The sequence below is a fragment of the Streptomyces sp. NPDC088261 genome (assembly GCF_044740805.1).
Classification (GTDB): domain Bacteria; phylum Actinomycetota; class Actinomycetes; order Streptomycetales; family Streptomycetaceae; genus Streptomyces.
Window position 1 is genome coordinate 169,861 of the sequence record NZ_JBIURL010000003.1, and the last position, 23,292, is coordinate 193,152.

Sequence of the window (23,292 nt, forward strand, 5' to 3'; positions counted from 1 at the left end):
ACCTGAAAGAGCCACACCATGAGCCGTTCCGCACACCCCGCAGGGCCCCGCCACGCCGATGTCTTCCCCGACGGGCACTACTCCGCCCCCGCCGCCGACCTCAACGTCCTGGACGAGAAGGTCTGGTCGCGTACGGTCCGGCGCAACGACGACGGCGTCGCGACCGTCGCCGGGATCGAGGTGACGCGGCTGGCCGAGGAGTTCGGCACCCCCGCCTACTTCCTCGACGAGGCCGACTTCCGGGCCCGCTGCCGCGCCTGGTCCGACGCCTTCGGCCCGAACGCCGACGTGTTCTACGCCGGCAAGGCGTTCCTCTCCCGCGCCGTCGTGCGCTGGCTCACCGAAGAAGGGCTCAATCTCGACGTCTGCTCCGGCGGCGAGCTGGCCACCGCCCTCGCCGGCGGCATGCCCCCCGAGCGCATCGCCTTCCACGGCAACAACAAGTCCGCCGAGGAGATCGAGCGCGCGGTCTCCGTCGGCGTCGGCCGCATCGTCCTCGATTCCTTCCAGGAGATCGTCCGCGTCGCGCACATCGCCCAGCGCCTCGGCCGCCGCCAGCCCGTCCAGATCCGCGTCACCGTCGGCGTCGAGGCCCACACGCACGAGTTCATCGCCACCGCCCACGAGGACCAGAAGTTCGGCATCGCGCTCGCCGACGGCCAGGCCGCCGAGGCCGTCCGGCGGGCCCTCAAGCTCGACGGCATCGAGCTCATCGGCATCCACTCGCACATCGGCTCGCAGATCTTCGACATGGCCGGATTCGAGGTCTCCGCCCGCCGCGTCGTCCAGCTCCTCGCCGAGATCCGCGACGAACACGGCGTCGAACTGCCCGAGATCGACCTCGGCGGCGGCCTCGGCATCGCGTACACCTCCGAGGACGACCCCAAGGAGCCGTACGACATCGCGAAGGCGCTGCTGGAGATCGTCACGCGCGAGTGCGACGCCGCCCGCCTCACCACCCCCCGGATCTCCGTCGAGCCGGGCCGCGCGATCGTCGGCCCCACCGCCTTCACGCTGTACGAGGTCGGCACGATCAAGCCGCTCGAAGGGCTGCGGACGTACGTCAGTGTCGACGGCGGCATGTCCGACAACATCCGTACGGCCCTCTACAACGCCGACTACAGCGTGGCGTTGGTCTCACGCCGCTCCGACGCGGAGCCCATGCTGTCGCGCGTGGTCGGCAAGCACTGCGAGAGCGGTGACATCGTCGTACGGGACGCCTACCTGCCCGCCGACCTGGCGCCCGGCGACCTGATCGCCGTCCCCGCCACCGGCGCGTACTGCCGTTCGATGGCCAGTAACTACAACCACGCGCTCCGCCCGCCCGTCGTCGCGGTCAGGGACGGCGAGGCCAGGGTCGTGGTCCGGCGCGAGACGGAGGAAGATCTCCTGCGGCTGGACATCGGATGATGGAATTGGTGTCTCGGGATCTGGACGGACGGTAGATACTTCCGTCCGGTGCGTGAGACTGGTTCACACTCAGTAAGAGGAAACGAGGTCGGATGATGCGTACGCGTCCGCTGAAGGTGGCGCTCCTGGGCTGTGGCGTGGTCGGCTCAGAGGTGGCGCGCATCATGACGACGCACGCCGACGACCTCGCCGCGCGGATCGGCGCCCCGGTGGAACTCGCCGGGGTCGCCGTCCGCCGGCCGTCCAAGGTCCGCGAGGGCATCGACCCCGCGCTGATCACGACCGACGCCACCGCCCTGGTCAAACGCGGCGACATCGACGTGGTCGTCGAGGTCATCGGCGGCATCGAGCCCGCCCGTACGCTCATCACCACCGCGTTCGAACACGGCGCGTCCGTCGTGTCCGCCAACAAGGCGCTGCTCGCCAAGGACGGCACGACCCTCTACGACGCCGCCGCGCAGCACGGCAGGGACCTCTACTTCGAGGCCGCCGTCGCGGGCGCCATCCCGCTGATCAGGCCGCTGCGCGAGTCCCTCGCGGGGGACACCGTCAACCGGGTCCTCGGCATCGTCAACGGCACGACCAACTTCATCCTCGACCGGATGGACACCGCGGGCGCCGGCTACTCGGAAGCGCTGGACGAGGCCACCGCCCTCGGGTACGCGGAGGCCGACCCGACCGCCGACGTGGAGGGCTTCGACGCCGCCGCCAAGGCCGCCATCCTGGCCGGGATCGCCTTCCACACCCGCGTACGCCTGGACCAGGTGCACCGCGAGGGCATCACGGAGGTCACCTCCGCCGACCTTGCCTCCGCCCAGCGCATGGGCTGTACGGTCAAGCTCCTCGCGATCTGCGAGCGCGCGGCCGACGGGAAGTCCGTCACCGCCCGCGTCCACCCCGCGATGATCCCGCTCAGCCACCCGCTCGCCTCCGTGCGCGAGGCGTACAACGCGGTCTTCGTCGAGGCCGAGGCCGCCGGGCAGCTGATGTTCTACGGCCCCGGCGCGGGCGGCGCCCCGACCGCCTCGGCCGTCCTCGGCGACCTGGTCGCGGTCTGCCGCAACAAGCTGGGCGGCGCCACCGGGCCCGGCGAGTCCGCCTACACCCGGCTGCCCGTCAGCTCCATGGGCGAGGTCGTCACGCGCTACCACATCAACCTCGACGTGGCCGACAAGCCGGGCGTGCTCGCCCAGGTCGCGACGGTCTTCGCCGAGCACGGCGTATCCATCGATACGGTGCGCCAGAAGGGAAAGGACGGCGAGGCCTCCCTCGTCGTCGTCACCCACCGCGCGCCCGACGCGGCCCTCTCCGGGACCGTCGAGGCGCTGCGCAAGCTCGACACCGTGCGCGGTGTCGCCAGCATCATGCGTGTTGAAGGGGAGTAAGGGACCCATGACCACCAGCATCGGCGCCCAGCGGGGCACCCATCAGTGGCGCGGCATCATCGAGGAGTACCGGGACCGCCTCCCGGTGACGGACGGGGCGGCCGTCATCACCCTCCGGGAGGGCGGTACGCCGCTGGTCCCCGCGCAGGTGCTGTCCGAGCGCACGGGCTGTGAGGTGCATCTCAAGGTCGAGGGCGCCAACCCGACCGGCTCCTTCAAGGACCGCGGCATGACCATGGCCATCACCCGGGCCAGGGAGGAGGGCGCGAAGGCGGTCATCTGCGCCTCCACCGGCAACACCTCGGCGTCGGCGGCCGCGTACGCGGTCCGCGCCGGGATGGTCTGCGCCGTGCTCGTACCGCAGGGGAAGATCGCCCTGGGCAAGATGGGCCAGGCCCTCGTCCACGGCGCGAAGATCCTCCAGGTCGAGGGGAACTTCGACGACTGCCTGACGCTGGCGCGCTCGCTCTCCGACAACTACCCGGTGGCCCTGGTCAATTCGGTCAATCCGGTCCGTATCGAGGGCCAGAAGACCGCCGCGTTCGAGATCGTGGACGCGCTCGGCGACGCCCCGGACATCCACGTACTGCCCGTCGGGAACGCCGGCAACATCACGGCCTACTGGAAGGGCTACACCGAGTACGCCTCCGACGGCCTCGCCGCCCGCACCCCCCGCATGTGGGGCTTCCAGGCGTCCGGTTCGGCCCCGATCGTGCGCGGCGAGGTCGTCAAGGACCCGCACACCGTGGCCACCGCGATCCGGATCGGCAACCCGGCGTCCTGGCGGTTCGCGCTCAACGCCCGTGACGAGTCTGGCGGGTTCATCGACGAGGTGACGGACCGCCAGATCCTTTCCGCCTACCGCCTGTTGGCCGCGCAGGAGGGCGTGTTCGTGGAGCCCGCCTCGGCCGCGTCCGTCGCCGGACTGCTCAAGGCCGTGGACGAGGGCAAGGTCGACCCGGGCCAGCGCATCGTCTGCACGGTCACCGGCAACGGCCTCAAGGACCCGGAATGGGCCACCGCCGGGGCGCCGCAGCCGTCGGTCGTACCGGTCGACGCGGCGGTCGCCGCCCGCCGCCTGGGCCTGGCGGACGCGTAGGCACGGCCGTTGGGACACGCCCCGGGACATGCTGGGGACACGCCCCGGGAGATTCTTGATCACGGGCGCACACGCAGGCACGCGACACGCATCGTGCGCCTCCTGTGCGCCCTATGTCGCCATGGAACCTTCCTTCGATAAGCTGGGGCCAACCCGCAGTGCCGCAACGTGCTGCCGCGCTGTCGACCCCGCGGCTCGGGCGTCCGGTATACCGTCGTACCGCCGAATCCCGCCGTACCGCAGATCCCCACACCCCTTCACGCCCCTCCACCCGCAGGCCCCGCCGATCCCCCCGCACGTCCCGCAGTCAAGGAGAGTCGTCAGAACGATGGCCGGTCCCTCGTTCCGCGCCGCCGCCGTACGGGTGCGCACCCCCGCCACCAGCGCCAACCTCGGTCCGGGCTTCGACGCCTTCGGCCTGTCGCTGGGGCTGTACGACGACGTGGTCGTCCGCGTCGCCGACTCCGGCCTACACGTCGACATCGCGGGAGAGGGCGCCGAGACACTTCCCCGCGACGAGAACCACCTGCTCGTACGGTCCCTGCGCACCGCGTTCGACCTGCTCGGGGGACAGCCGCGCGGCCTGGAGGTCGTGTGCGCCAACCGCATCCCGCACGGCCGCGGCCTCGGCTCGTCCTCGGCGGCCATCTGCGCCGGCATTCTCGCCGCCCGCGCGGTGACGATAGGCGGCGACGCCCGCCTGGACGACGCCTCGTTGCTGGAGCTGGCGAGCGAGATCGAGGGACACCCGGACAACGTCGCGGCCTGTCTGCTGGGCGGTTTCACCCTGGCCTGGACGGACGGGGGAGCGGCCCGCGCCATCAGGATGGAACCGGCCCGTTCCATCGTTCCGGTGGTTTTCGTGCCCGGCAGGCCCGTACTGACGGAGACGGCGCGCGGCCTGCTCCCGCGCTCCGTCCCCCATGTGGACGCGGCGGCCAACGCGGGACGGGCCGCCCTGCTCGTCGAGGCGCTGACCAGGCGTCCCGAGCTGCTGCTGCCCGCCACCGAGGACCGGCTGCACCAGGACTACCGGGGCCCGGCGATGCCGGAGAGCATCGCGCTCGTCAACCGGCTGCGCGCGGACGGCGTTCCGGCGGTCATCTCCGGCGCGGGCCCCACGGTGCTCGCGCTGGCCGAGGACGGTGCGGCCGACAAGGTCGCACGACTGGCGGGCGAGGGCTGGGCGGCGAACCGGCTGTCCCTCGACGCCGGAGGCGCGTGTGTGCTGCCGCTCGGTCCCGACCGGGCCTAGAACGGCCCTGACCAGCACGGACGCGGTCCGAACAGTGCGGACGCGGCCCAGTGGGCACGGACAGGGCAAGGACAGGGCACGGACAGGGCCCAGAAGGCCGGTAAGCCGGGATTGCCGGTGAGTGAGAGGGGGAATGTTTGTTGGAGCCGGTAGTGTTAACCTCAAGTCTGCAACCGACGTCTTTCAGGCGCGGTGCATCGTGTCCCGTTTCGGGACCACCTTTCTTCCGGGAGCCTCCCCAACTGCCTGAGCAGCCTGCCTGAGCAGTTTTGAGCACGCACCGGAACCGGCACGACACCCCCCGTTTTTCCCAGCGGTGGGCCGAGCAGGGGGACCTCGGGCCGGACCCATGGCACGTACGCATGTTTCTCCGCCGTACCCGGCGGGACCACCGCCCCGGCACGGTCCACAAGATGGGACCGCAGCCGGCAGCACAACCGGTCGCCGAGCCAGAAGGCCGACGTCCGCTCCAGGGAAGGACCCTTCGTGAGCGACACCACCGATCTGATGGGCGTGACTGCCGACAACAGCGTCGACACGACCGCGCCCGCCGAAGGTGCTGCCACTGGCACCACCGCACGGCGCCGCCGCTCCGGCACCGGCCTTGAGGGCATGGTCCTGGCCGAGCTTCAGCAGGTCGCGTCCGGCCTCGGCATCAGGGGCACCGCGCGGATGCGCAAGAGCCAGCTGATCGAGGTCATCAAGGAGACGCAGGCCGGTTCCCCGTCCGCGCCGAAGAGCGCCGACACGGGCGCCTCCGACGCCGAGACCAAGCCGAAGCGCCGCGCCACCTCCAAGGCCCGTACGGGCGAGTCCGCCGCTGCCGCCGCCGCGCAGGAGGCCGGACAGGCCGAGCAGGCCGTGGCCCAGCAGCAGATCGACATCCCCGGCCAGCCGGCCAGCGACGACCAGCCCGCGGGCGAGCGCCGCCGCCGCAGGGCCACCGCCCAGGCGGGCAGCCCCGAGGGCGCCCGTTCCGAGGCGAGGACCGACACCAGGACCGAGGCCGCGCCGGCCGACGTCAAGGTCGAGGCGCAGCCCGACACCAGGGCCGAGGCCGCCGTCTCCGTGTCCGCCCAGGGGAACGCGCAGGGCGACGCCGACGGCCGCCGCGACCGCCAGGACCGCGGCCAGCGCGGCGAGCGTGACCGCGGCGAGCGCGGCGACCGCCGTGACCGCCAGCGCGACCGCCGGGGCAAGGGCGACGAGCAGGGCGGCCAGCAGCAGGGCGGCCAGGGCCAGCAGCGCCAGCAGCGCGACAACCGGGGCGCGGGCGCCCCGGCCCAGACGGGCCCGCAGAACAACGGCCCGCAGAACAACGGCCCGCAGAACAACGGCCCCCAGGACGACTACGACGACGAGGCGGGCGGCCGCCGCGGCCGTCGCGGGCGCTACCGCGACCGCCGGGGCCGCCGGGGCCGCGAGGAGTTCGGCCCGGACCAGCCGCAGGTCGCCGACGACGACGTGCTGATCCCCGTCGCGGGCATCCTCGACATCCTCGACAACTACGCGTTCATCAGGACCTCCGGCTACCTGCCGGGCCCCAACGACGTGTACGTGTCCCTCGCCCAGGTCCGCAAGAACGGCCTGCGCAAGGGCGACCACGTCACCGGCGCGGTGCGCCAGCCCAAGGACGGCGAGCGCCGCGAGAAGTTCAACGCGCTCGTCCGGCTCGACTCCGCGAACGGCATGGGCGCCGACTCCGGCCGCGGCCGCCCGGAGTTCCAGAAGCTGACCCCGCTCTACCCGCAGGACCGGCTCCGCCTGGAGACCGACCCCGGGGTGCTGACGACGCGGATCATCGATCTCGTCGCCCCCATCGGCAAGGGCCAGCGCGGTCTGATCGTGGCCCCGCCGAAGACCGGTAAGACCATGATCCTCCAGGCCATCGCCAACGCGATCACGGTCAACAGCCCCGAGTGCCACCTGATGGTCGTGCTCGTGGACGAGCGGCCCGAAGAGGTCACCGACATGCAGCGGTCGGTCAAGGGCGAGGTCATCTCCTCGACCTTCGACCGCCCGGCCGAGGACCACACCACCGTCGCCGAGCTGGCCATCGAGCGGGCCAAGCGCCTGGTCGAGCTGGGTCACGACGTGGTCGTCCTGCTGGACTCCATCACCCGACTGGGCCGTGCGTACAACCTCGCCGCGCCCGCCTCGGGACGCATCCTGTCCGGTGGTGTCGACTCGACCGCGCTCTACCCGCCGAAGCGCTTCTTCGGCGCGGCGCGCAACATCGAGGACGGCGGCTCGCTGACCATCCTCGCCACCGCGCTCGTCGAGACCGGCTCGCGCATGGACGAGGTGATCTTCGAGGAGTTCAAGGGCACCGGCAACATGGAGCTCAAGCTCGACAGGAAGCTCTCCGACAAGCGCATCTTCCCGGCGGTGGACGTGGACGCGTCCTCCACCCGCAAGGAAGAGATCCTGCTCGGCAGCGACGAGCTGGCCGTCGTCTGGAAGCTGCGCCGGGTGCTGCACGCGCTCGACCAGCAGTCCTCGATCGAACTGCTCCTGGACAAAATGAAGCAGACGAAGTCGAACGCGGAGTTCCTGCTCCAGATCCAGAAGACGACGCCGGGCAACGGCAACGACTGACGTTTCCCCCGCTCGTACGCTCCCCAGAACCGCCCCGGCACCCCGTGCCGGGGCGGTTCTGTACGTTCCGCCCGGGTTGTGGAACCCCGCTCGGTCCTTCACCGTCTGTATATGTGACGATAAACAGCCCGGTGACGAGAAACGGTACGTTTCGGGCCTCGACCCCGGCGGGAGGTAGCGGTACCGGCACCACGGACTGAGGGAGACCCATGACCGAACCGAGCGGAGGGCCCCTGGGGGCCGGCGGCAGACGCCACAGGGCGCCCGGCGGGCACCGCCGGCCGGTCGTCGTCCTGGTGTGGTGCCTGGCCGCTCTGCTCGTGCTCTGCGGCGGCGGTCTCACGTACGTCTATTTCAAGCTCAACGGCAACATCAAGGGCGTCGACATCAACGCCCAGCTGGGCACCGCCCGCCCCCACGACGTCGACAACGGCTCCGAGGACATCCTCGTCCTGGGCTCGGACTCGCGGGCCGGCAAGAACGACGAGTACGGCCGGGACAGCGGTACGGCCCGCTCGGACACGGCGATGGTCGTGCACGTCTACAAGGGCCACAAGAAGGCCAGCGTGGTCTCCATACCGCGCGACACCCTGGTGGACCGGCCCGTCTGCACCGATTCCAAGGGCCGCCCGGTCCCGGCCGCGCACCTCGCCATGTTCAATTCGGCGTACGAGGTCGGCGGCCCCGCGTGCGCCGTCAAGACCGTCGAGTCGCTGTCCGGCATCCGCATGGACCACTACATCGAGGTCGACTTCACCGGCTTCAAGAAGATCGTCGACGAGCTGGGCGGGGTGAAGATCACCACCACGAAGGCCATCGACGACCCCAAGAGCCACCTGAAGCTGGCGGCCGGCACCCACACACTCCACGGGGAGCAGGCGCTCGGCCTGGTCAGGACCCGGCACAGCATCGGCGACGGCAGCGACCTGGGCCGTATCCAGCTCCAGCAGATCTTCATCAAGTCGCTGATCGGCCAGATCAAGAGCGTCGGGGTGTTCAGCAACCCCAAGAAGCTCTTCGACCTCGCCGACACGGCCACCAGCGCGATCACCCCCGACTCCCAGCTCGACTCGGTGAACAAGCTGATCGGCTTCGCGGGCGGCCTCAAGGACATCGGCGGCAAGAACCTCAAGATGATCACACTGCCGGTACGGTACGACCCCGCCGACGGGAACCGCGTCCTGCCGCTGAAGAAGCAGTCCGGACAGGTCTGGACCGCCCTCGCGCACGACCGCCCGATCCCGGCGTCCGCCACGAAGGACTCGGCGGGCGACAAGGAGAACGTGGGCCGGGTGGTCGAGGGCGGCTGACGTACATCCGTGGGCAGTACATCCGCCCGTACGCCCCCCGGAATACATCCGGGCGCCCCCCGGTTTGGGCAGATGCGGCCGGTCCTGGCAGACTGGTCCGTCGGCCCCGGTTCACGTACGAGCACTCCGCGCGTGCGACCCGGCGCCTTCCCCGCCCCCGGCGGGGATGTTCCTGAGGAGACACCTTGAAGCGCGACATCCACCCCGCGTACGTCGAGACCCAGGTCAGCTGCACCTGCGGTGCGTCGTTCACCACCCGGAGCACGATCGAGTCGGGCACCATCCGCGCCGACCTCTGCTCCGAGTGCCACCCGTTCTACACGGGCAAGCAGAAGATCCTCGACACCGGTGGCCGCGTGGCCCGCTTCGAGGCCCGCTTCGGCAAGGCCGCCGCCGCCAAGAAGTAGCGAGCATCCCGCGCCGGTCCTCGGTGCCCTCTCCCGGGCGCCGAGACCGGCGCTTTGGCGTCCCGAAGCACCTTCTCAGCCCCAGTGCAGCACCTTCGCGTCAACCCAGGAGACCCCGATGTTCGAGGCGGTCGAGGAACTGATCGGCGAGCACGCCGATCTGGAGAAGAAGCTCGCCGACCCGTCGGTCCACGCGGACCAGGCCAACGCGCGCAAGCTCAACAAGCGTTACGCCGAGCTGACCCCGATCATCACCACGTACCGCTCCTGGAAGCAGACCGGGGACGACATCGGGACCGCCCGCGAGTTCGCGGTCGACGACCCCGACTTCGCCGCCGAGGTCAAGGACCTGGAGAAGCAGCGCGAGCAGCTCACCGAGAAGCTCCGCCTGCTCCTCGTGCCCCGCGACCCCAGCGACGACAAGGACGTCATCCTGGAGGTGAAGGCGGGCGCGGGCGGCGACGAGTCGGCGCTCTTCGCCGGCGACCTGCTCCGCATGTACCTCCGGTACGCGGAGCGCGTCGGCTGGAAGACCGAGATCATCGACGCCACCGAGTCCGAGCTGGGCGGCTACAAGGACGTCCAGGTCGCGGTCAAGACCAAGGGCGGCAACGGCGCCACCGAGCCCGGGCAGGGCGTCTGGGCGCGGCTCAAGTACGAGGGCGGCGTGCACCGCGTGCAGCGCGTGCCCGCGACCGAGTCGCAGGGCCGTATCCACACCTCCGCCGCCGGTGTCCTCGTGACCCCCGAGGCCGAGGAGATCGAGGTCGAGATCAACCCCAACGACCTGCGGATCGACGTCTACCGCTCCTCGGGGCCCGGCGGCCAGTCCGTCAACACCACCGACTCCGCAGTGCGCATCACGCACGTGCCGACCGGCGTCGTCGCGTCCTGCCAGAACGAGAAGAGCCAGCTCCAGAACAAGGAGCAGGCCATGCGCATCCTGCGCTCGCGGCTCCTCGCCGCCGCGCAGGAGGAGGCCGACCTCGCCGCTTCGGACGTGCGTCGCAGCCAGGTACGCACGGTCGACCGCTCCGAGAAGATCCGTACGTACAACTTCGCCGAAAACCGGATCTCGGACCACCGTGTCGGCTTCAAGGCGTACAACTTGGACCAGGTGCTCGACGGAGAGCTGGACGCGGTCATCCAGGCCTGTGTGGACGCCGATTCCGCCGCGAAGCTCGCCGCCGCCCAGTAACCCGTCCCCGACCCACTCTCGCAGTCCGGAGGAACCAGCGTGCAGCCATCATCTGGGGGGCCCAGCGACCCTCAGCGGCTCCGCCGCGGGCCCGCGCCCCGCAGTCTGCTGCTCGCCGAGGTGGCCCAGGCCACCCAGCGGCTGGCGGACGCGGGCGTGCCCTCACCGCGCTTCGACGCGGAGGAGCTCGCCGCCTACGTGCACAGCGTCAAGCGGGGAGAGCTGCACCACGTCAAGGACACGGACTTCGACGCCCGGTACTGGGAGACGATCGCCCGCCGCGAGGCCCGCGAGCCGCTCCAGCACATCACCGGCCGCGCCTTCTTCCGCTACCTGGAGCTCCAGGTGGGCCCCGGCGTCTTCGTGCCGCGGCCGGAGACCGAGTCGGTCGTCGGCTGGGCGATAGACGCCGTACGGGCCATGGACGTCGTCGAGCCCCTCATCGTGGACCTCTGCTCGGGCTCCGGCGCGATCGCGCTCGCCATGGCGCAGGAGGTCCCGCGCTCGCGCGTGCACGCCGTGGAGCTGTCCGAGGACGCCCTCACCTGGACGCGGAAGAACGCCGAGGGGTCCAGGGTCACCGTGCACCAGGGAGACGCCCTGGCGGCCCTCCCGGAGCTCGACGGACAGGTCGACCTGGTCATCTCCAACCCGCCGTACATCCCGCTCACCGAGTGGGAGTACGTCGCCCCCGAGGCCCGGGACCACGACCCGGAGATGGCACTCTTCTCCGGCGAGGACGGCCTCGACACCATCCGCGGCATCGAGCGCACCGCGCACCGCCTGCTGCGGCCCGGCGGGCTCGTCGTGATCGAGCACGCGGACACCCAGGGCGGCCAGGTGCCCTGGATCTTCAGCGAGGAGTCCGGCTGGGCGGACGCCGCCGACCACCCCGACCTGAACAAGCGCCCCCGCTTCGCCACGGCCCGCAAGGCGATGCCGTGAGCGTGCGGACCCCCCGCGGCACCCACAGAGCTTCGAAGAACGAGGAGTCAGGCTGATGGCACGGCGATACGACTGCAACGACGCGACCGACCGTACGACGGGTCTGCGTGAGGCCGCGTCGGCGATTCGCCGCGGTGAGCTGGTCGTGCTGCCCACCGACACCGTCTACGGGCTCGGCGCGGACGCCTTCAGCGCCGAGGCCGTCGCCGACCTGCTCGACGCCAAGGGGCGCGGCCGCAACATGCCCACCCCGGTCCTCATCGGCTCCCCGAACACCCTCCACGGCCTCGTCACGGACTTCTCCGAGCAGGCCTGGGAGCTGGTCGACGCCTTCTGGCCGGGCGCGCTCACGCTCGTCGCCAAGCACCAGCCGTCGCTCCAGTGGGACCTCGGCGACACCCGGGGCACGGTCGCCATCCGCATGCCCCTGCACCCCGTCGCGATCGAGCTGCTCACGGAGGTCGGCCCGATGGCCGTCTCCAGCGCCAACCTCACGGGACACCCGGCTCCCGAGGACTGCGACGCCGCCCAGGAGATGCTCGGGGACTCCGTCTCCGTCTACCTCGACGGCGGCCCGACGCCCGGCATCGTCCCGTCCTCGATCGTGGACGTCACCGGCAAGGTCCCCGTGCTGCTGCGGGCCGGATCGCTCGACGCGGCCGAGCTCCGCAAGGTGGTACCCGACCTCGAGGTGGCCAATTGACCGCCCCTGAGGGGCGTGGCATAGCGGAGACCGCATACACCGGCAGCAACATCGACACCTTCCGCATCCTCCACGTCAGTACCGGCAACGTCTGCCGCTCGCCCATCACCGAGCGGCTGAACCGGCATGCCCTCAGCGCCCGCCTCGGCGCGCGCCTCACCGACGGGCTGATCGTGGAGAGCGCGGGCACCTGGGGCCACGAAGGGGCCCCCATGGAGTCCAACGCCGAGGCCGTCCTCGCCGACTTCGGCGCCGACGCGTCCGGGTTCGTCGGCCGCGAACTCCTCGACGAACACGTCATCCGGGCCGACCTGGTCCTCACCGCGACCCGTGACCACCGCGCCCAGGTGATCTCCATGGGCCACTCGGCGGGGCTGCGCACGTTCACGCTCAAGGAGTTCACCCGGCTGGTACGGGCCATAGACCCGGCCACCCTGCCCGACCCGCTGGACGAGGGCATGGTGGAGCGCGCCCGCGCCCTGGTCCGCGCCGCGGCGGCGCTGCGCGGCTGGCTGCTGGCGCCGAGCGCGGAGGCCGACGAGGTGTACGACCCGTACGGCGCCCCCATCACGTTCTTCCGCTCGATCGGCGACGAGATCAACCAGGCGCTGGACCCGGTGGTCACGGCGCTCACCGGCGTGCCCGCCCGGCCCGTGTTCTAGGACCCCCGCCCGGCCCGTGTTCCAGGACCGCCGTACGGCCCTCCTCCCCGAATGGAATTGGTGCCGACAGGAAGCCGTGCAACCATCTGCCAGAACCGTGTGTCCTCCTCCTGGGGGGACGCGGTATGCGTCCGCGCTTCCGGCGCGGGCTAATGTGTGGGCCTCGGATGGCCAGCGATTCCTGTGGGGCAGCCTGTGCGTGATTACCTGCTGACGCTCTGTGTGACGGCCGCGGTGACCTACCTGCTGACCGGCCCGGTGCGGAAGTTCGCGATCGCGACCGGCGCCATGCCGGAGATCCGCGCCCGTGACGTGCACCGGGAGCCGACACCGAGGCTCGGCGGGATCGCCATGTTCCTCGGGCTCTGCGCGGGTCTGCTCGTCGCGGACAACCTCCAGAACCTGAGCGGGGTCTTCGAGCGCTCCAACGAGCCCCGCGCGCTGCTCTCGGGCGCCGCGCTGATCTGGCTGGTCGGGGTCCTGGACGACAAGTTCGAGATCGACGCGCTGATCAAGCTCGGGGCGCAGATGATCGCCGCCGGTGTGATGGTGATCCAGGGCCTCACGATCCTGTGGATCCCGGTCCCCGGGGTCGGCACGGTCGCGCTGACCGCCTGGCAGGGCAATCTGCTGACCGTCGCGCTGGTGGTCATCTCGATCAACGCGGTGAACTTCGTGGACGGCCTGGACGGCCTCGCGGCCGGCATGGTGTGCATCGCGGCGAGCGCGTTCTTCCTCTACTCGTACCGGCTCTGGGTCGGGTACGGCATCGAGGAGGCCGCCCCCGCCACGCTGTTCGCCGCCATCCTCATGGGGATGTGCCTCGGCTTCCTGCCCCACAACATGCATCCCGCGCGGATCTTCATGGGCGACTCGGGCTCGATGCTCATCGGCCTGGTGCTGGCCGCGAGCGCCATCTCCATCACCGGCCAGGTCGACCCGGACCGGCTGGGCCTGTTCGCCGGCTCCGAGCGGGAGGCCACGCACGAGATGCTGCCGGTCTTCATCCCGCTGCTGCTGCCGCTGACGATCATCGCCATCCCGTTCGCCGACCTGGTGCTGGCCATCGTGCGCCGTACCTGGAACGGCCAGTCGCCGTTCGCGGCCGACCGGGGGCACCTGCACCACCGCCTGCTGGAGATCGGGCACTCGCACAGCAGGTCGGTCCTGATCATGTACTTCTGGTCCGCGCTGATCGCGTTCGGTGTGGTGCTCTACTCGGTGCACTCGACCGCGATGTGGATCCTGCTGCTCATCGTGCCGCTCAGCGCGATGGGCCTGGTGCTCCTGCTGCTGCCCCGGTTCACACCGCGGGCGCCGCGGTGGGCGGAGTCGTTCGTCCCGCCCCGCTACCGGCGCCGCCGGCGGGCGGAAATCACGGTCGAGGACATCGCGCCCGGACTCGCCCCCGACGCACGGGAGATGCCGGAGGAACGTACGCCTGTTCCCGCCGGCGTCAACGGCGCGACCGCGCTCGGCGCTCGTTCGCGTCTTCCTGAACGCGGCAAGGCCGGTTCACGGCGATGACACTTTTCCATTTACCGCATTGAGGTCCAATACCACGCAACATGCGCATTTCTGTTACGCACATGGGCACGGCCACTCTCACGTGTGACAGGTGGCACACCACCTGGGTAAAGACCTCATCAAATAGTTTGTGATACTGTTCACGAGACCCGGCGACAGAGCCGAAGGACCGTAGTGCGACGGTTCGTTGGCCCGAGAAACCTTCTCTCGGACCGGGCCTACGCTCGTCCATGACGACACCATCTGCCCCACCCAGCAAGCGGAGCTGCCGCCATGCCGTCCAACGACGTCCGGAACCTCCTTCACACCGCCGTGCCCACTGCCGCCGCCGGTGCCGTCGCCGCTGTCGTCAGTGGTGTGGTCGCGGGGGGAAAGGGCGCTCTGGGCGCGGGTATCGGCGCGCTGGTCGTGATCCTCTTCATGGGGATCGGGATGGTGGTGCTCGAACGGACGGCGAAATCGCTGCCGCACCTGTTCCAGGCGATGGGCCTCATGCTGTACACGGCCCAACTTCTTCTGTTGTTCATCTTCGTGGCCGCGTTCAAGAACACCACACTGTTCCATCCCAAAGCCTTCGCCGCCACGCTCGTCGCGGCCACCCTCGTGTGGATCGGCGCGCAGGCGCGTGCGCACATGAAGGCCAAGATCCTCTACGTCGAACCCGAATCCTCGAAGGGCAGCGCGCCCCAGAAATCGGGGTCCTCGACGTGAGGGGTAGGGCCGGGATAAGCGACTGTTCGGGACCCTGCTATCGTCCGGTGCCAACTGCGGCATTGCGGGCGCGGGCATCCGAGCTGACGCCTGTTGTTTCGACGCGAGGCTCGAAACCCGACCGCCGCTCCCACACCCGTTCCACCTGTCCAGTGCCGAACCGCGGCTCCGCGCCGCGCCGACACAACGAGGTTGCCGTACCTATGCGCCATGCTGAAGGAGCCCGCGGTGAGTGCTGACCCGACGCAGGTGCTCGCCTTCGAGACCGACTGCCACATCTTCGACGGGTGTGGTTTCCCGGCACCCGGCCTGCACTCGTTCCTGTTCAAGCCCCTTGTGGGGCACGGCGGTAACGGCACCAGTTGGTACTTCGACAAGACCATGCTGCTCGCCGTTCTCGGCTCGATCATCATCGTCGTCTTCTTCTGGGCGGCGTTCCGCAAGCCGAAGCTCGTCCCGGGCAAGCTCCAGATGGTGGCCGAGGCCGGATACGACTTCGTCCGCCGCGGCATCGTCTACGAGACGCTCGGCAAGCGCGAGGGCGAGAAGTACGTTCCGCTCGTCGTCTCGCTGTTCTTCTTCGTCTGGATGATGAACCTCTGGTCGATCATCCCGCTCGCGCAGTTCCCGGTGACGGCGATCATCTCGTACCCGATCGGGCTCGCACTGATCGTCTACGTCCTCTGGGTCTCGCTGACCTTCAAGCGGCACGGCTTCATCGGCGCCTTCAAGAACTTCGGCGGCTACGACAAGTCGCTCGGTCCGGTGCTGCCGCTGGCCATGGGCATCGAGCTCTTCTCGAACCTGCTGGTCCGGCCCTTCACGCACGCGGTGCGACTGTTCGCGAACATGTTCGCGGGCCACACGCTGATCCTGCTGTTCACGATCGCCAGCTGGTACCTGCTCAACGGCATCGGTATCGCCTACGCGGCGGTGTCGTTCGTGATGGTCCTCGTGATGACCGCCTTCGAGCTCTTCATCCAGGCGCTTCAGGCGTACGTGTTCGTCCTGCTGACCTGCACGTTCATCCAGGGTGCTCTCGCGGAGGGCCACGGTGAGTCCCACCCCGAGCCCGCCCGCGAGAAGCAGGGCGTGCTCGCCGAAGCCCACTGATCGTCTTCCCTTACCCCGACCTCCGCTCCCGTAATTTGTCCGGTGGCCAACCCCCACCGGTCCGTGAAAGAGAAGGAAGAACTGGCATGTCCCAGACTCTTGCTGCCGCTGTCTCCGGCTCGCTCGGCTCCGTCGGCTACGGCCTCGCCGCCATCGGCCCCGGCGTCGGCGTCGGCATCATCTTCGGTAACGGCACCCAGGCCCTCGCCCGTCAGCCCGAGGCCGCCGGCCTCATCCGCGCCAACCAGATCCTCGGTTTCGCGTTCTGTGAGGCGCTCGCCCTCATCGGTCTGGTCATGCCGTTCGTCTACGGCACCTGATCTCCAGATCCGCCGCAGACTCACTAGACGAAAGGCACTGATGTGAGCCATCCCCTGGTTCAGCTCGCGGTCGAGGAGTCGGAGAACCCGCTGGTTCCCCCGATCCCCGAACTCATCATCGGCCTGCTCGCCTTCATCATCGTCTTCGGTTTCCTCGCCAAGAAGCTCCTCCCGAACATCAACAAGGTTCTCGAAGAGCGTCGCGAGGCCATCGAGGGCGGCATCGAGAAGGCCGACGCCGCCAAGGCCGAGGCCGAGAGCGTCCTGGAGCAGTACAAGGCGCAGCTCGCCGAGGCACGTCACGAGGCCGCACGTCTCCGCCAGGAGGCGACCGAGCAGGGCGCCGCGATCATCCAGGAGATGAAAGCGGAAGGCCAGCGGCAGCGTGAGGAGATCATCGCCGCGGGTCACTCGCAGATCGAGGCGGACCGCAAGGCCGCGGCCGGCGCCCTGCGCCGCGACGTGGGCAAGCTCGCCACCGATCTCGCGGGCAAGCTCGTCGGCGAGTCCCTGGAGGACTCCGCCCGGCAGAGCCGCACGATCGACCGCTTCCTCGACGAGCTCGAGGACGGCGCGTCCAAGACGGAGGCCACACGATGAACGGAGCGAGCCGCGAGGCGCTGGCTGCCGCTCGTGAGCGCCTGGACGCGCTGACCGACAGCACGTCGGTCGACGCGGCGAAGCTCGCGGACGAGCTGGCCGCCGTCACGGCGCTGCTCCAGCGCGAGGTTTCGCTGCGCCGGGTCCTGACCGACCCGGCGCAGGACGGCGAGGGCAAGGCCCGGCTGGCGGCCCGGCTGCTGGACGGGCAGGTGGGCGGCACGACCGCCGACCTGGTCTCCGGCATGGTCCGCTCCCGCTGGTCCCAGCCGCGCGACCTGGTCGACGCGGTCGAGGAGCTGGCGGCCGTCGCCGACCTCTCCGCCGCCCAGCGGAGCGGTTCGCTGGACAACGTGGAGGACGAGCTGTTCCGGTTCGGCCGGATCGTCCTCTCCAGTCCCGACCTGCGCGCCGCGCTGACCGACAGGTCGGCCACCGTCCAGGCGAAGACCGCGCTGCTCAGGACCCTGCTCGGCGGTCGCGCCGAAGCGGTGACCGAGCGCCTGGTCGTGCGACTCGTCGCACAGCCGCGTGGACGTAGCCTGGAGGCGGGGATCCACACCCTGTCCAGGATCGCCGCGGAACGGCGCGACCGGCTGGTCGCCGTCGTCACGTCGGCGGTCCCGCTCAACGACAGCCAGAAGCAGCGCCTCGGCGCCGTACTGGCACGGCTCTACGGCCACCCGATGCACCTGAACCTGGACGTGGACCCCGCGGTCCTCGGCGGGATCTCGGTACGCGTCGGCGACGAGGTCATCAACGGCACGATCGCGGACCGTCTCGACGAGGCGGCCCGCCGACTGGCCGGCTGACCCGCACCACAGCAGAACAGCAGGACGAGCGGCCCGGTTGGGCCGTGCAGAGATTGCAGAAGATTCCTGGGGGTCGCCCCCAGACCCGCAGACCCCCAAAGAAACTTCGGGCCCAACAAGGAGAGCAGGGAACCCAGATGGCGGAGCTCACGATCCGGCCGGAGGAGATCCGGGACGCGCTGGACACTTTTGTCCAGTCGTACCAGCCGGACGCGGCCTCGCGCGAGGAGGTCGGTACGGTCAGCGTGGCCGGCGACGGTATCGCCAAGATCGAGGGACTTCCCTCGGCGATGGCGAACGAGCTGCTCAAGTTCGAGGACGGCACCCTCGGTCTCGCCCTCAACCTCGAGGAGCGCGAGATCGGTGCCATCGTCCTCGGCGAATTCAGCGGCATCGAGGAGGGACAGCCGGTCAGTCGTACCGGTGAGGTCCTCTCCGTCGCCGTGGGCGAGGGATACCTGGGTCGCGTCGTCGACCCGCTCGGCAACCCGATCGACGGCCTCGGCGAGATCGCGACCGAGGGCCGCCGCGCCCTCGAGTTGCAGGCCCCTGGCGTCATGGTCCGCAAGTCGGTGCACGAGCCGATGCAGACCGGCTACAAGGCCGTCGACTCCATGGTGCCGATCGGCCGCGGCCAGCGACAGCTGATCATCGGCGACCGCCAGACGGGCAAGACCGCCCTGGCCGTCGACACGATCATCAACCAGCGCGACAACTGGCGCTCGGGCGACGTGAACAAGCAGGTGCGCTGCATCTACGTCGCCATCGGCCAGAAGGGCTCCACCATCGCGTCCGTGCGCGGTGCGCTGGACGAGGCCGGCGCCCTGGAGTACACGACCATCGTCGCGGCCCCCGCGTCCGACCCGGCCGGCTTCAAGTACCTGGCGCCGTACACCGGCTCGGCCATCGGCCAGCACTGGATGTACCAGGGCAAGCACGTCCTGATCATCTTCGACGACCTCTCGAAGCAGGCCGACGCGTACCGCGCCGTGTCCCTGCTGCTGCGCCGTCCGCCGGGCCGCGAGGCCTACCCGGGCGACGTCTTCTACCTGCACTCGCGTCTCCTGGAGCGCTGCGCGAAGCTCTCCGACGAGCTGGGCGCCGGTTCGATGACGGGTCTGCCGATCGTCGAGACGAAGGCCAACGACGTCTCCGCGTTCATCCCGACCAACGTCATCTCCATCACCGACGGCCAGTGCTTCCTGGAGTCCGACCTGTTCAACGCCGGCCAGCGGCCCGCGCTGAACGTCGGTATCTCGGTCTCCCGCGTCGGTGGCTCCGCCCAGCACCGGGCCATGCGCCAGGTGTCGGGACGACTGCGCGTGGACCTCGCCCAGTTCCGTGAGCTGGAGGCGTTCGCGTCCTTCGGTTCCGACCTGGACGCGGCGTCCAAGGCGTCGCTCGCCCGTGGGCAGCGCCTCGTCGAGCTGCTGAAGCAGTCGCAGTACGCGCCGATGCCCGTCGAGGAGCAGGTCGTCTCCGTGTGGGCCGGTACCACCGGCAAGCTGGACGACGTACCGGTCGCCGACATCCGCCGCTTCGAGTCGGAGCTGCTGGAGTACCTGCGCCGCGAGCGCAAGGACCTCCTCACCAGCATCGCCGAGGGCGGCAAGATGTCCGACGACACGATCCAGTCGATCGGCGACGCGATCACCGCCTTCAAGCAGCAGTTCGAGACCTCGGACGGCAAGCTGCTCGGCGAGGACGCCCCGGCCGGCGCGGCCAAGTGACGACGGAAGGGACCTGACTCATGGGAGCCCAGCTCCGGGTCTACAAGCGTCGCATCAAATCCGTCACCGCGACCAAGAAGATCACCAAGGCGATGGAGATGATCGCCGCCTCGCGCATCGTCAAGGCGCAGCGCCAGGTGGCGGCCTCCACCCCGTACGCGACCGAGCTGACCCGCGCGGTCACCGCGGTCGCCACGGGGTCCACGACCAAGCACGCCCTGACCACCGAGGCCGAGTCCCCGGTCCGGGCCGCGATCCTGCTCGTCACGAGCGACCGCGGTCTGGCCGGCGGCTACTCCTCGAACGCCATCAAGGCGGCGGAGCGGCTGACCGAGCGGCTCCGCGGTGAGGGCAAGGAGGTCGACGCGTACATCGTCGGCCGCAAGGGTGTCGCCTACTACGGCTTCCGTGAGCGCAAGGTCACGGAGTCGTGGACGGGCTTCACCGACAACCCGACGTACGCGGACGCCAAGAAGGTCGCGGCTCCGCTGATCGCGGCCGTCCAGCAGGACACGGCCGAGGGCGGCGTGGACGAGCTCCACATCGTCTTCACCGAGTTCGTGTCGATGCTGACGCAGACGCCGGTGGCGAACCGGCTGCTGCCGCTCAGCCTCGACCAGGCGGCCGAGGAGGCGGGCACGAAGGGCGAGATCCTTCCGCTGTTCGACTTCGAGCCGTCGGCGGAGGACGTCCTCGACGCCCTGCTGCCGCGGTACGTCGAGAGCCGTATCTACAACGCGCTGCTCCAGGCCGCCGCTTCCAAGCACGCGGCCACCCGGCGCGCGATGAAGTCGGCGACCGACAACGCCGGGGACCTCATCAAGAGCCTGTCCCGGCTTGCCAACGCGGCCCGCCAGGCCGAAATCACCCAGGAAATCAGCGAGATCGTCGGAGGCGCGAGCGCCCTCGCCGACGCGACCGCGGGGAGTGACAATTAATGACGACCACTGTTGAGACGGCGACCCCGGGGAGCACGGCCACGGGCCGCGTCGCCCGGGTCATCGGCCCGGTCGTCGACGTGGAGTTCCCCGTCGACGCGATGCCGGAGATCTACAACGCGCTGCACGTCGAGGTCTCCGACCCGGCCGAGGCCGGCAAGAAGAAGATCCTCACGCTCGAGGTCGCCCAGCACCTGGGTGACGGCGTGGTCCGCGCGATCTCGATGCAGCCCACCGACGGCCTGGTCCGCCAGGCCCCGGTGACCGACACGGGCGCCGGCATCACGGTGCCGGTCGGCGACGTGACCAAGGGCAAGGTGTTCAACACCCTCGGTCAGATCCTGAACCAGCCCGAGGCCGAGTCGCAGATCACCGAGCGCTGGCCGATCCACCGCAAGGCCCCGGCCTTCGACCAGCTCGAGTCGAAGACCGAGATGTTCGAGACCGGCCTGAAGGTCGTCGACCTGCTGACCCCGTACGTCAAGGGCGGCAAGATCGGTCTGTTCGGAGGTGCGGGCGTCGGCAAGACGGTCCTCATCCAGGAAATGATCATGCGTGTCGCCAACCTGCACGACGGTGTGTCCGTCTTCGCGGGTGTCGGTGAGCGTACGCGTGAGGGCAACGACCTCATCGACGAGATGACCGAGTCGGGCGTCCTGGACAAGACCGCGCTGGTCTTCGGCCAGATGGACGAGCCGCCGGGCACCCGTCTGCGGGTCGCCCTGTCCGCCCTGACCATGGCGGAGTACTTCCGCGATGTGCAGAAGCAGGACGTGCTGCTCTTCATCGACAACATCTTCCGTTACACCCAGGCCGGTTCCGAGGTCTCCACGCTGCTCGGCCGCATGCCGTCCGCGGTGGGTTACCAGCCGACCCTGGCCGACGAGATGGGTGTGCTCCAGGAGCGCATCACCTCGACGCGTGGTCACTCGATCACCTCGATGCAGGCGATCTACGTCCCCGCGGACGACCTGACCGACCCGGCCCCGGCCACGACCTTCGCGCACCTCGACGCGACGACCGTGCTGTCGCGTCCGATCTCGGAGAAGGGCATCTACCCGGCGGTGGACCCGCTGGACTCGACGTCCCGCATCCTGGACCCGCGCTACATCTCGCAGGACCACTACGACACGGCCAGCCGCGTCAAGGGGATCCTCCAGAAGTACAAGGACCTCCAGGACATCATCGCGATCCTCGGGATCGACGAGCTGGGCGAGGAGGACAAGCTCGTCGTCCACCGCGCCCGTCGTGTCGAGCGCTTCCTGTCGCAGAACACGCACGCCGCCAAGCAGTTCACCGGCGTGGACGGCTCGGACGTACCGCTGGACGAGTCGATCACCGCGTTCAACTCGATCTGCGACGGGGACTACGACCACTTCCCCGAGCAGGCGTTCTTCATGTGCGGTGGCATTGAGGACCTCAAGGCCAACGCCAAGGAGCTCGGCGTCTCCTGACCCGGTCTTCCGACCTGGTGGACGCTCGGAGGGGGGCGGGTCATCCTGCCCCCCTCCGACGCATCCACCGGTACCCCATAGAATCAATACCAACACCCGGCCGCAGGGCCGGGTGGTGACCCGAGGAGCCACCCTTGGCTGCTGAGCTGCATGTCGAGCTGGTCGCCGCCGACCGTAGTGTCTGGTCCGGCGAGGCCACCCTGGTCGTCGCGCGCACCACGTCCGGCGACATCGGCGTCATGCCCGGTCACCAGCCCCTGCTGGGTGTGCTGGAATCGGGCCCGGTGACGATCCGTACGAGCGACGGCGGCACCGTCGTCGCCGCGGTGCACGGCGGGTTCATCTCGTTCGCCGACAACAAGCTCTCGCTGCTGGCGGAGGTCGCCGAGCTGGCGGACGAGATCGACGCCCAGCGCGCGGAGCGTGCGCTGGAACGCGCGAAGTCCGACGACGACGATGCCGCCGAGCGGCGCGCCGACGTCCGGATGCGCGCGGTGTCGGGGCGCTGAGAAGCGCGCTGCCACCACGGAATTACCCTCAGCCGCGGCCCTGGCTGGACTTCCAGACCGGGTCGCGGCTGAGGCGATGCAGGTGCGGTTCTGGGTCCGGTACTGGATATGGCGAGGAGGTCGGTGTTGATGGTCCTCGCTCTGCTCGTAAGCGGACTGGTCGTCGTACTGGTCGCGGTGGGGCTCTTCGTCTTCGGTCTGCGCCGGCGGCTGATCCAGCGCTCCGGAGGGACCTTCGACGCCAGCCTGCGGTGGGACGTGCCGGAGGAGACCGACCTCTCCGGCAAGGGCTGGGTGTACGGCGTCGCCCGCTACAACGGGGACAGCGTCAACTGGTTCCGCGTCTTCTCGTACGCCCCCCGGCCCCGCCGCACGCTGGACCGCGCGTCGATCGAGGTGACGGCCCGCCGGGGCCCGCAGGGCGAGGAGGAGCTGGCGCTGCTCTCCGACGCGGTGGTCCTGGGCTGTGTGCACCAAGGGGTACGGCTGGAGCTGGCGATGAGCGAGGACGCGCTCACGGGCTTCCTGGCGTGGCTGGAGGCGGCGCCTCCGGGCCAGCGGGTGAACGTGGCGTAGGCGTGGCGGACATGGTGAAGGGGGCGGCGC

General features: G+C 69.8%; 21 protein-coding genes and 1 pseudogene. All 22 read left to right on the plus strand.

Features of this window, described 5'->3' with window-relative positions; genetic code table 11:
• Positions 1–18: 18 nt before the first annotated feature.
• The 22 genes and pseudogenes from lysA (at position 19) to ACIODU_RS08075 (ending at position 23,262) form a co-directional block, all read left to right on the plus strand.
• Positions 19–1,410, plus strand: coding sequence for a diaminopimelate decarboxylase (gene lysA / locus ACIODU_RS07970; RefSeq protein WP_356426554.1), 1,392 nt, complete (start codon positions 19–21; stop codon positions 1,408–1,410).
• A gap of 95 nt (positions 1,411–1,505) precedes the next feature.
• Entirely contained in the window at positions 1,506–2,795 is a 1,290-nt protein-coding gene (locus ACIODU_RS07975; RefSeq protein ID WP_356426627.1) for a homoserine dehydrogenase, read from the plus strand.
• 7 nt (positions 2,796–2,802) lie between these two features.
• On the plus strand, positions 2,803–3,894 hold the full coding sequence (gene thrC, locus ACIODU_RS07980) for a threonine synthase (RefSeq protein ID WP_401765220.1): 1,092 nt from the start codon (positions 2,803–2,805) through the stop codon (positions 3,892–3,894).
• A gap of 328 nt (positions 3,895–4,222) precedes the next feature.
• Positions 4,223–5,149: a homoserine kinase gene (thrB, locus tag ACIODU_RS07985; protein WP_161309053.1), complete on the plus strand. Its 927-nt coding sequence runs from the start codon at positions 4,223–4,225 to the stop codon at positions 5,147–5,149.
• Between the two features lie 486 nt (positions 5,150–5,635).
• Positions 5,636–7,747: a transcription termination factor Rho gene (gene rho, locus ACIODU_RS07990; RefSeq protein WP_401765223.1), complete on the plus strand. Its 2,112-nt coding sequence runs from the start codon at positions 5,636–5,638 to the stop codon at positions 7,745–7,747.
• Between the two features lie 209 nt (positions 7,748–7,956).
• Entirely contained in the window at positions 7,957–9,057 is a 1,101-nt protein-coding gene (locus tag ACIODU_RS07995) for an LCP family protein (protein WP_401765226.1), read from the plus strand.
• 185 nt (positions 9,058–9,242) lie between these two features.
• Positions 9,243–9,464, plus strand: coding sequence for a 50S ribosomal protein L31 (rpmE, locus tag ACIODU_RS08000; protein ID WP_030352007.1), 222 nt, complete (start codon positions 9,243–9,245; stop codon positions 9,462–9,464).
• A gap of 118 nt (positions 9,465–9,582) precedes the next feature.
• Positions 9,583–10,662, plus strand: a complete 1,080-nt coding sequence (gene prfA / locus ACIODU_RS08005) for a peptide chain release factor 1 (protein ID WP_356426540.1) — start codon at positions 9,583–9,585, stop codon at positions 10,660–10,662.
• A 105-nt stretch (positions 10,663–10,767) separates the two neighbouring features.
• Entirely contained in the window at positions 10,768–11,607 is an 840-nt protein-coding gene (gene prmC, locus ACIODU_RS08010) for a peptide chain release factor N(5)-glutamine methyltransferase (protein WP_202533057.1), read from the plus strand.
• Between the two features lie 55 nt (positions 11,608–11,662).
• Positions 11,663–12,310: an L-threonylcarbamoyladenylate synthase gene (locus ACIODU_RS08015; protein WP_161309763.1), complete on the plus strand. Its 648-nt coding sequence runs from the start codon at positions 11,663–11,665 to the stop codon at positions 12,308–12,310.
• Entirely contained in the window at positions 12,307–12,972 is a 666-nt protein-coding gene (locus ACIODU_RS08020) for a protein-tyrosine-phosphatase (protein WP_356426537.1), read from the plus strand. The genes ACIODU_RS08015 and ACIODU_RS08020 overlap by 4 nt, the downstream gene beginning before the upstream one ends.
• A gap of 195 nt (positions 12,973–13,167) precedes the next feature.
• The gene (locus ACIODU_RS08025; RefSeq protein ID WP_161309765.1) at positions 13,168–14,499 is read left to right on the plus strand and encodes an MraY family glycosyltransferase; all 1,332 of its coding nucleotides are present in this window, start codon (positions 13,168–13,170) and stop codon (positions 14,497–14,499) included.
• Between the two features lie 273 nt (positions 14,500–14,772).
• Positions 14,773–15,210: a hypothetical protein gene (locus tag ACIODU_RS08030; RefSeq protein WP_356426534.1), complete on the plus strand. Its 438-nt coding sequence runs from the start codon at positions 14,773–14,775 to the stop codon at positions 15,208–15,210.
• A 213-nt stretch (positions 15,211–15,423) separates the two neighbouring features.
• Positions 15,424–16,263: pseudogene (atpB, locus tag ACIODU_RS08035) on the plus strand (F0F1 ATP synthase subunit A); the annotation flags it as partial.
• A gap of 146 nt (positions 16,264–16,409) precedes the next feature.
• Positions 16,410–16,643 carry an ATP synthase F0 subunit C gene (gene atpE / locus ACIODU_RS08040; protein WP_161309767.1) on the plus strand — a complete coding sequence of 78 codons (234 nt, stop codon included), beginning with the start codon at positions 16,410–16,412 and terminating at the stop codon, positions 16,641–16,643.
• 42 nt (positions 16,644–16,685) lie between these two features.
• The gene (locus ACIODU_RS08045) at positions 16,686–17,243 is read left to right on the plus strand and encodes a F0F1 ATP synthase subunit B (RefSeq protein ID WP_345943819.1); all 558 of its coding nucleotides are present in this window, start codon (positions 16,686–16,688) and stop codon (positions 17,241–17,243) included.
• Positions 17,240–18,055: a F0F1 ATP synthase subunit delta gene (locus ACIODU_RS08050; RefSeq protein WP_161309768.1), complete on the plus strand. Its 816-nt coding sequence runs from the start codon at positions 17,240–17,242 to the stop codon at positions 18,053–18,055. The genes ACIODU_RS08045 and ACIODU_RS08050 overlap by 4 nt, the downstream gene beginning before the upstream one ends.
• Before the next feature lie 137 nt (positions 18,056–18,192).
• Positions 18,193–19,785, plus strand: a complete 1,593-nt coding sequence (gene atpA, locus ACIODU_RS08055) for a F0F1 ATP synthase subunit alpha (protein ID WP_161309769.1) — start codon at positions 18,193–18,195, stop codon at positions 19,783–19,785.
• A 20-nt stretch (positions 19,786–19,805) separates the two neighbouring features.
• Positions 19,806–20,723 carry a F0F1 ATP synthase subunit gamma gene (locus tag ACIODU_RS08060; RefSeq protein WP_327234488.1) on the plus strand — a complete coding sequence of 306 codons (918 nt, stop codon included), beginning with the start codon at positions 19,806–19,808 and terminating at the stop codon, positions 20,721–20,723.
• Positions 20,723–22,177: a F0F1 ATP synthase subunit beta gene (gene atpD / locus ACIODU_RS08065; protein WP_161309771.1), complete on the plus strand. Its 1,455-nt coding sequence runs from the start codon at positions 20,723–20,725 to the stop codon at positions 22,175–22,177. Before ACIODU_RS08060 ends, atpD begins: the two co-directional genes overlap by 1 nt.
• Positions 22,178–22,311: 134 nt before the next feature.
• Positions 22,312–22,686: a F0F1 ATP synthase subunit epsilon gene (locus tag ACIODU_RS08070; protein ID WP_161309772.1), complete on the plus strand. Its 375-nt coding sequence runs from the start codon at positions 22,312–22,314 to the stop codon at positions 22,684–22,686.
• Between the two features lie 129 nt (positions 22,687–22,815).
• On the plus strand, positions 22,816–23,262 hold the full coding sequence (locus ACIODU_RS08075; RefSeq protein ID WP_161309773.1) for a DUF2550 domain-containing protein: 447 nt from the start codon (positions 22,816–22,818) through the stop codon (positions 23,260–23,262).
• Positions 23,263–23,292 lie beyond the last annotated feature (30 nt).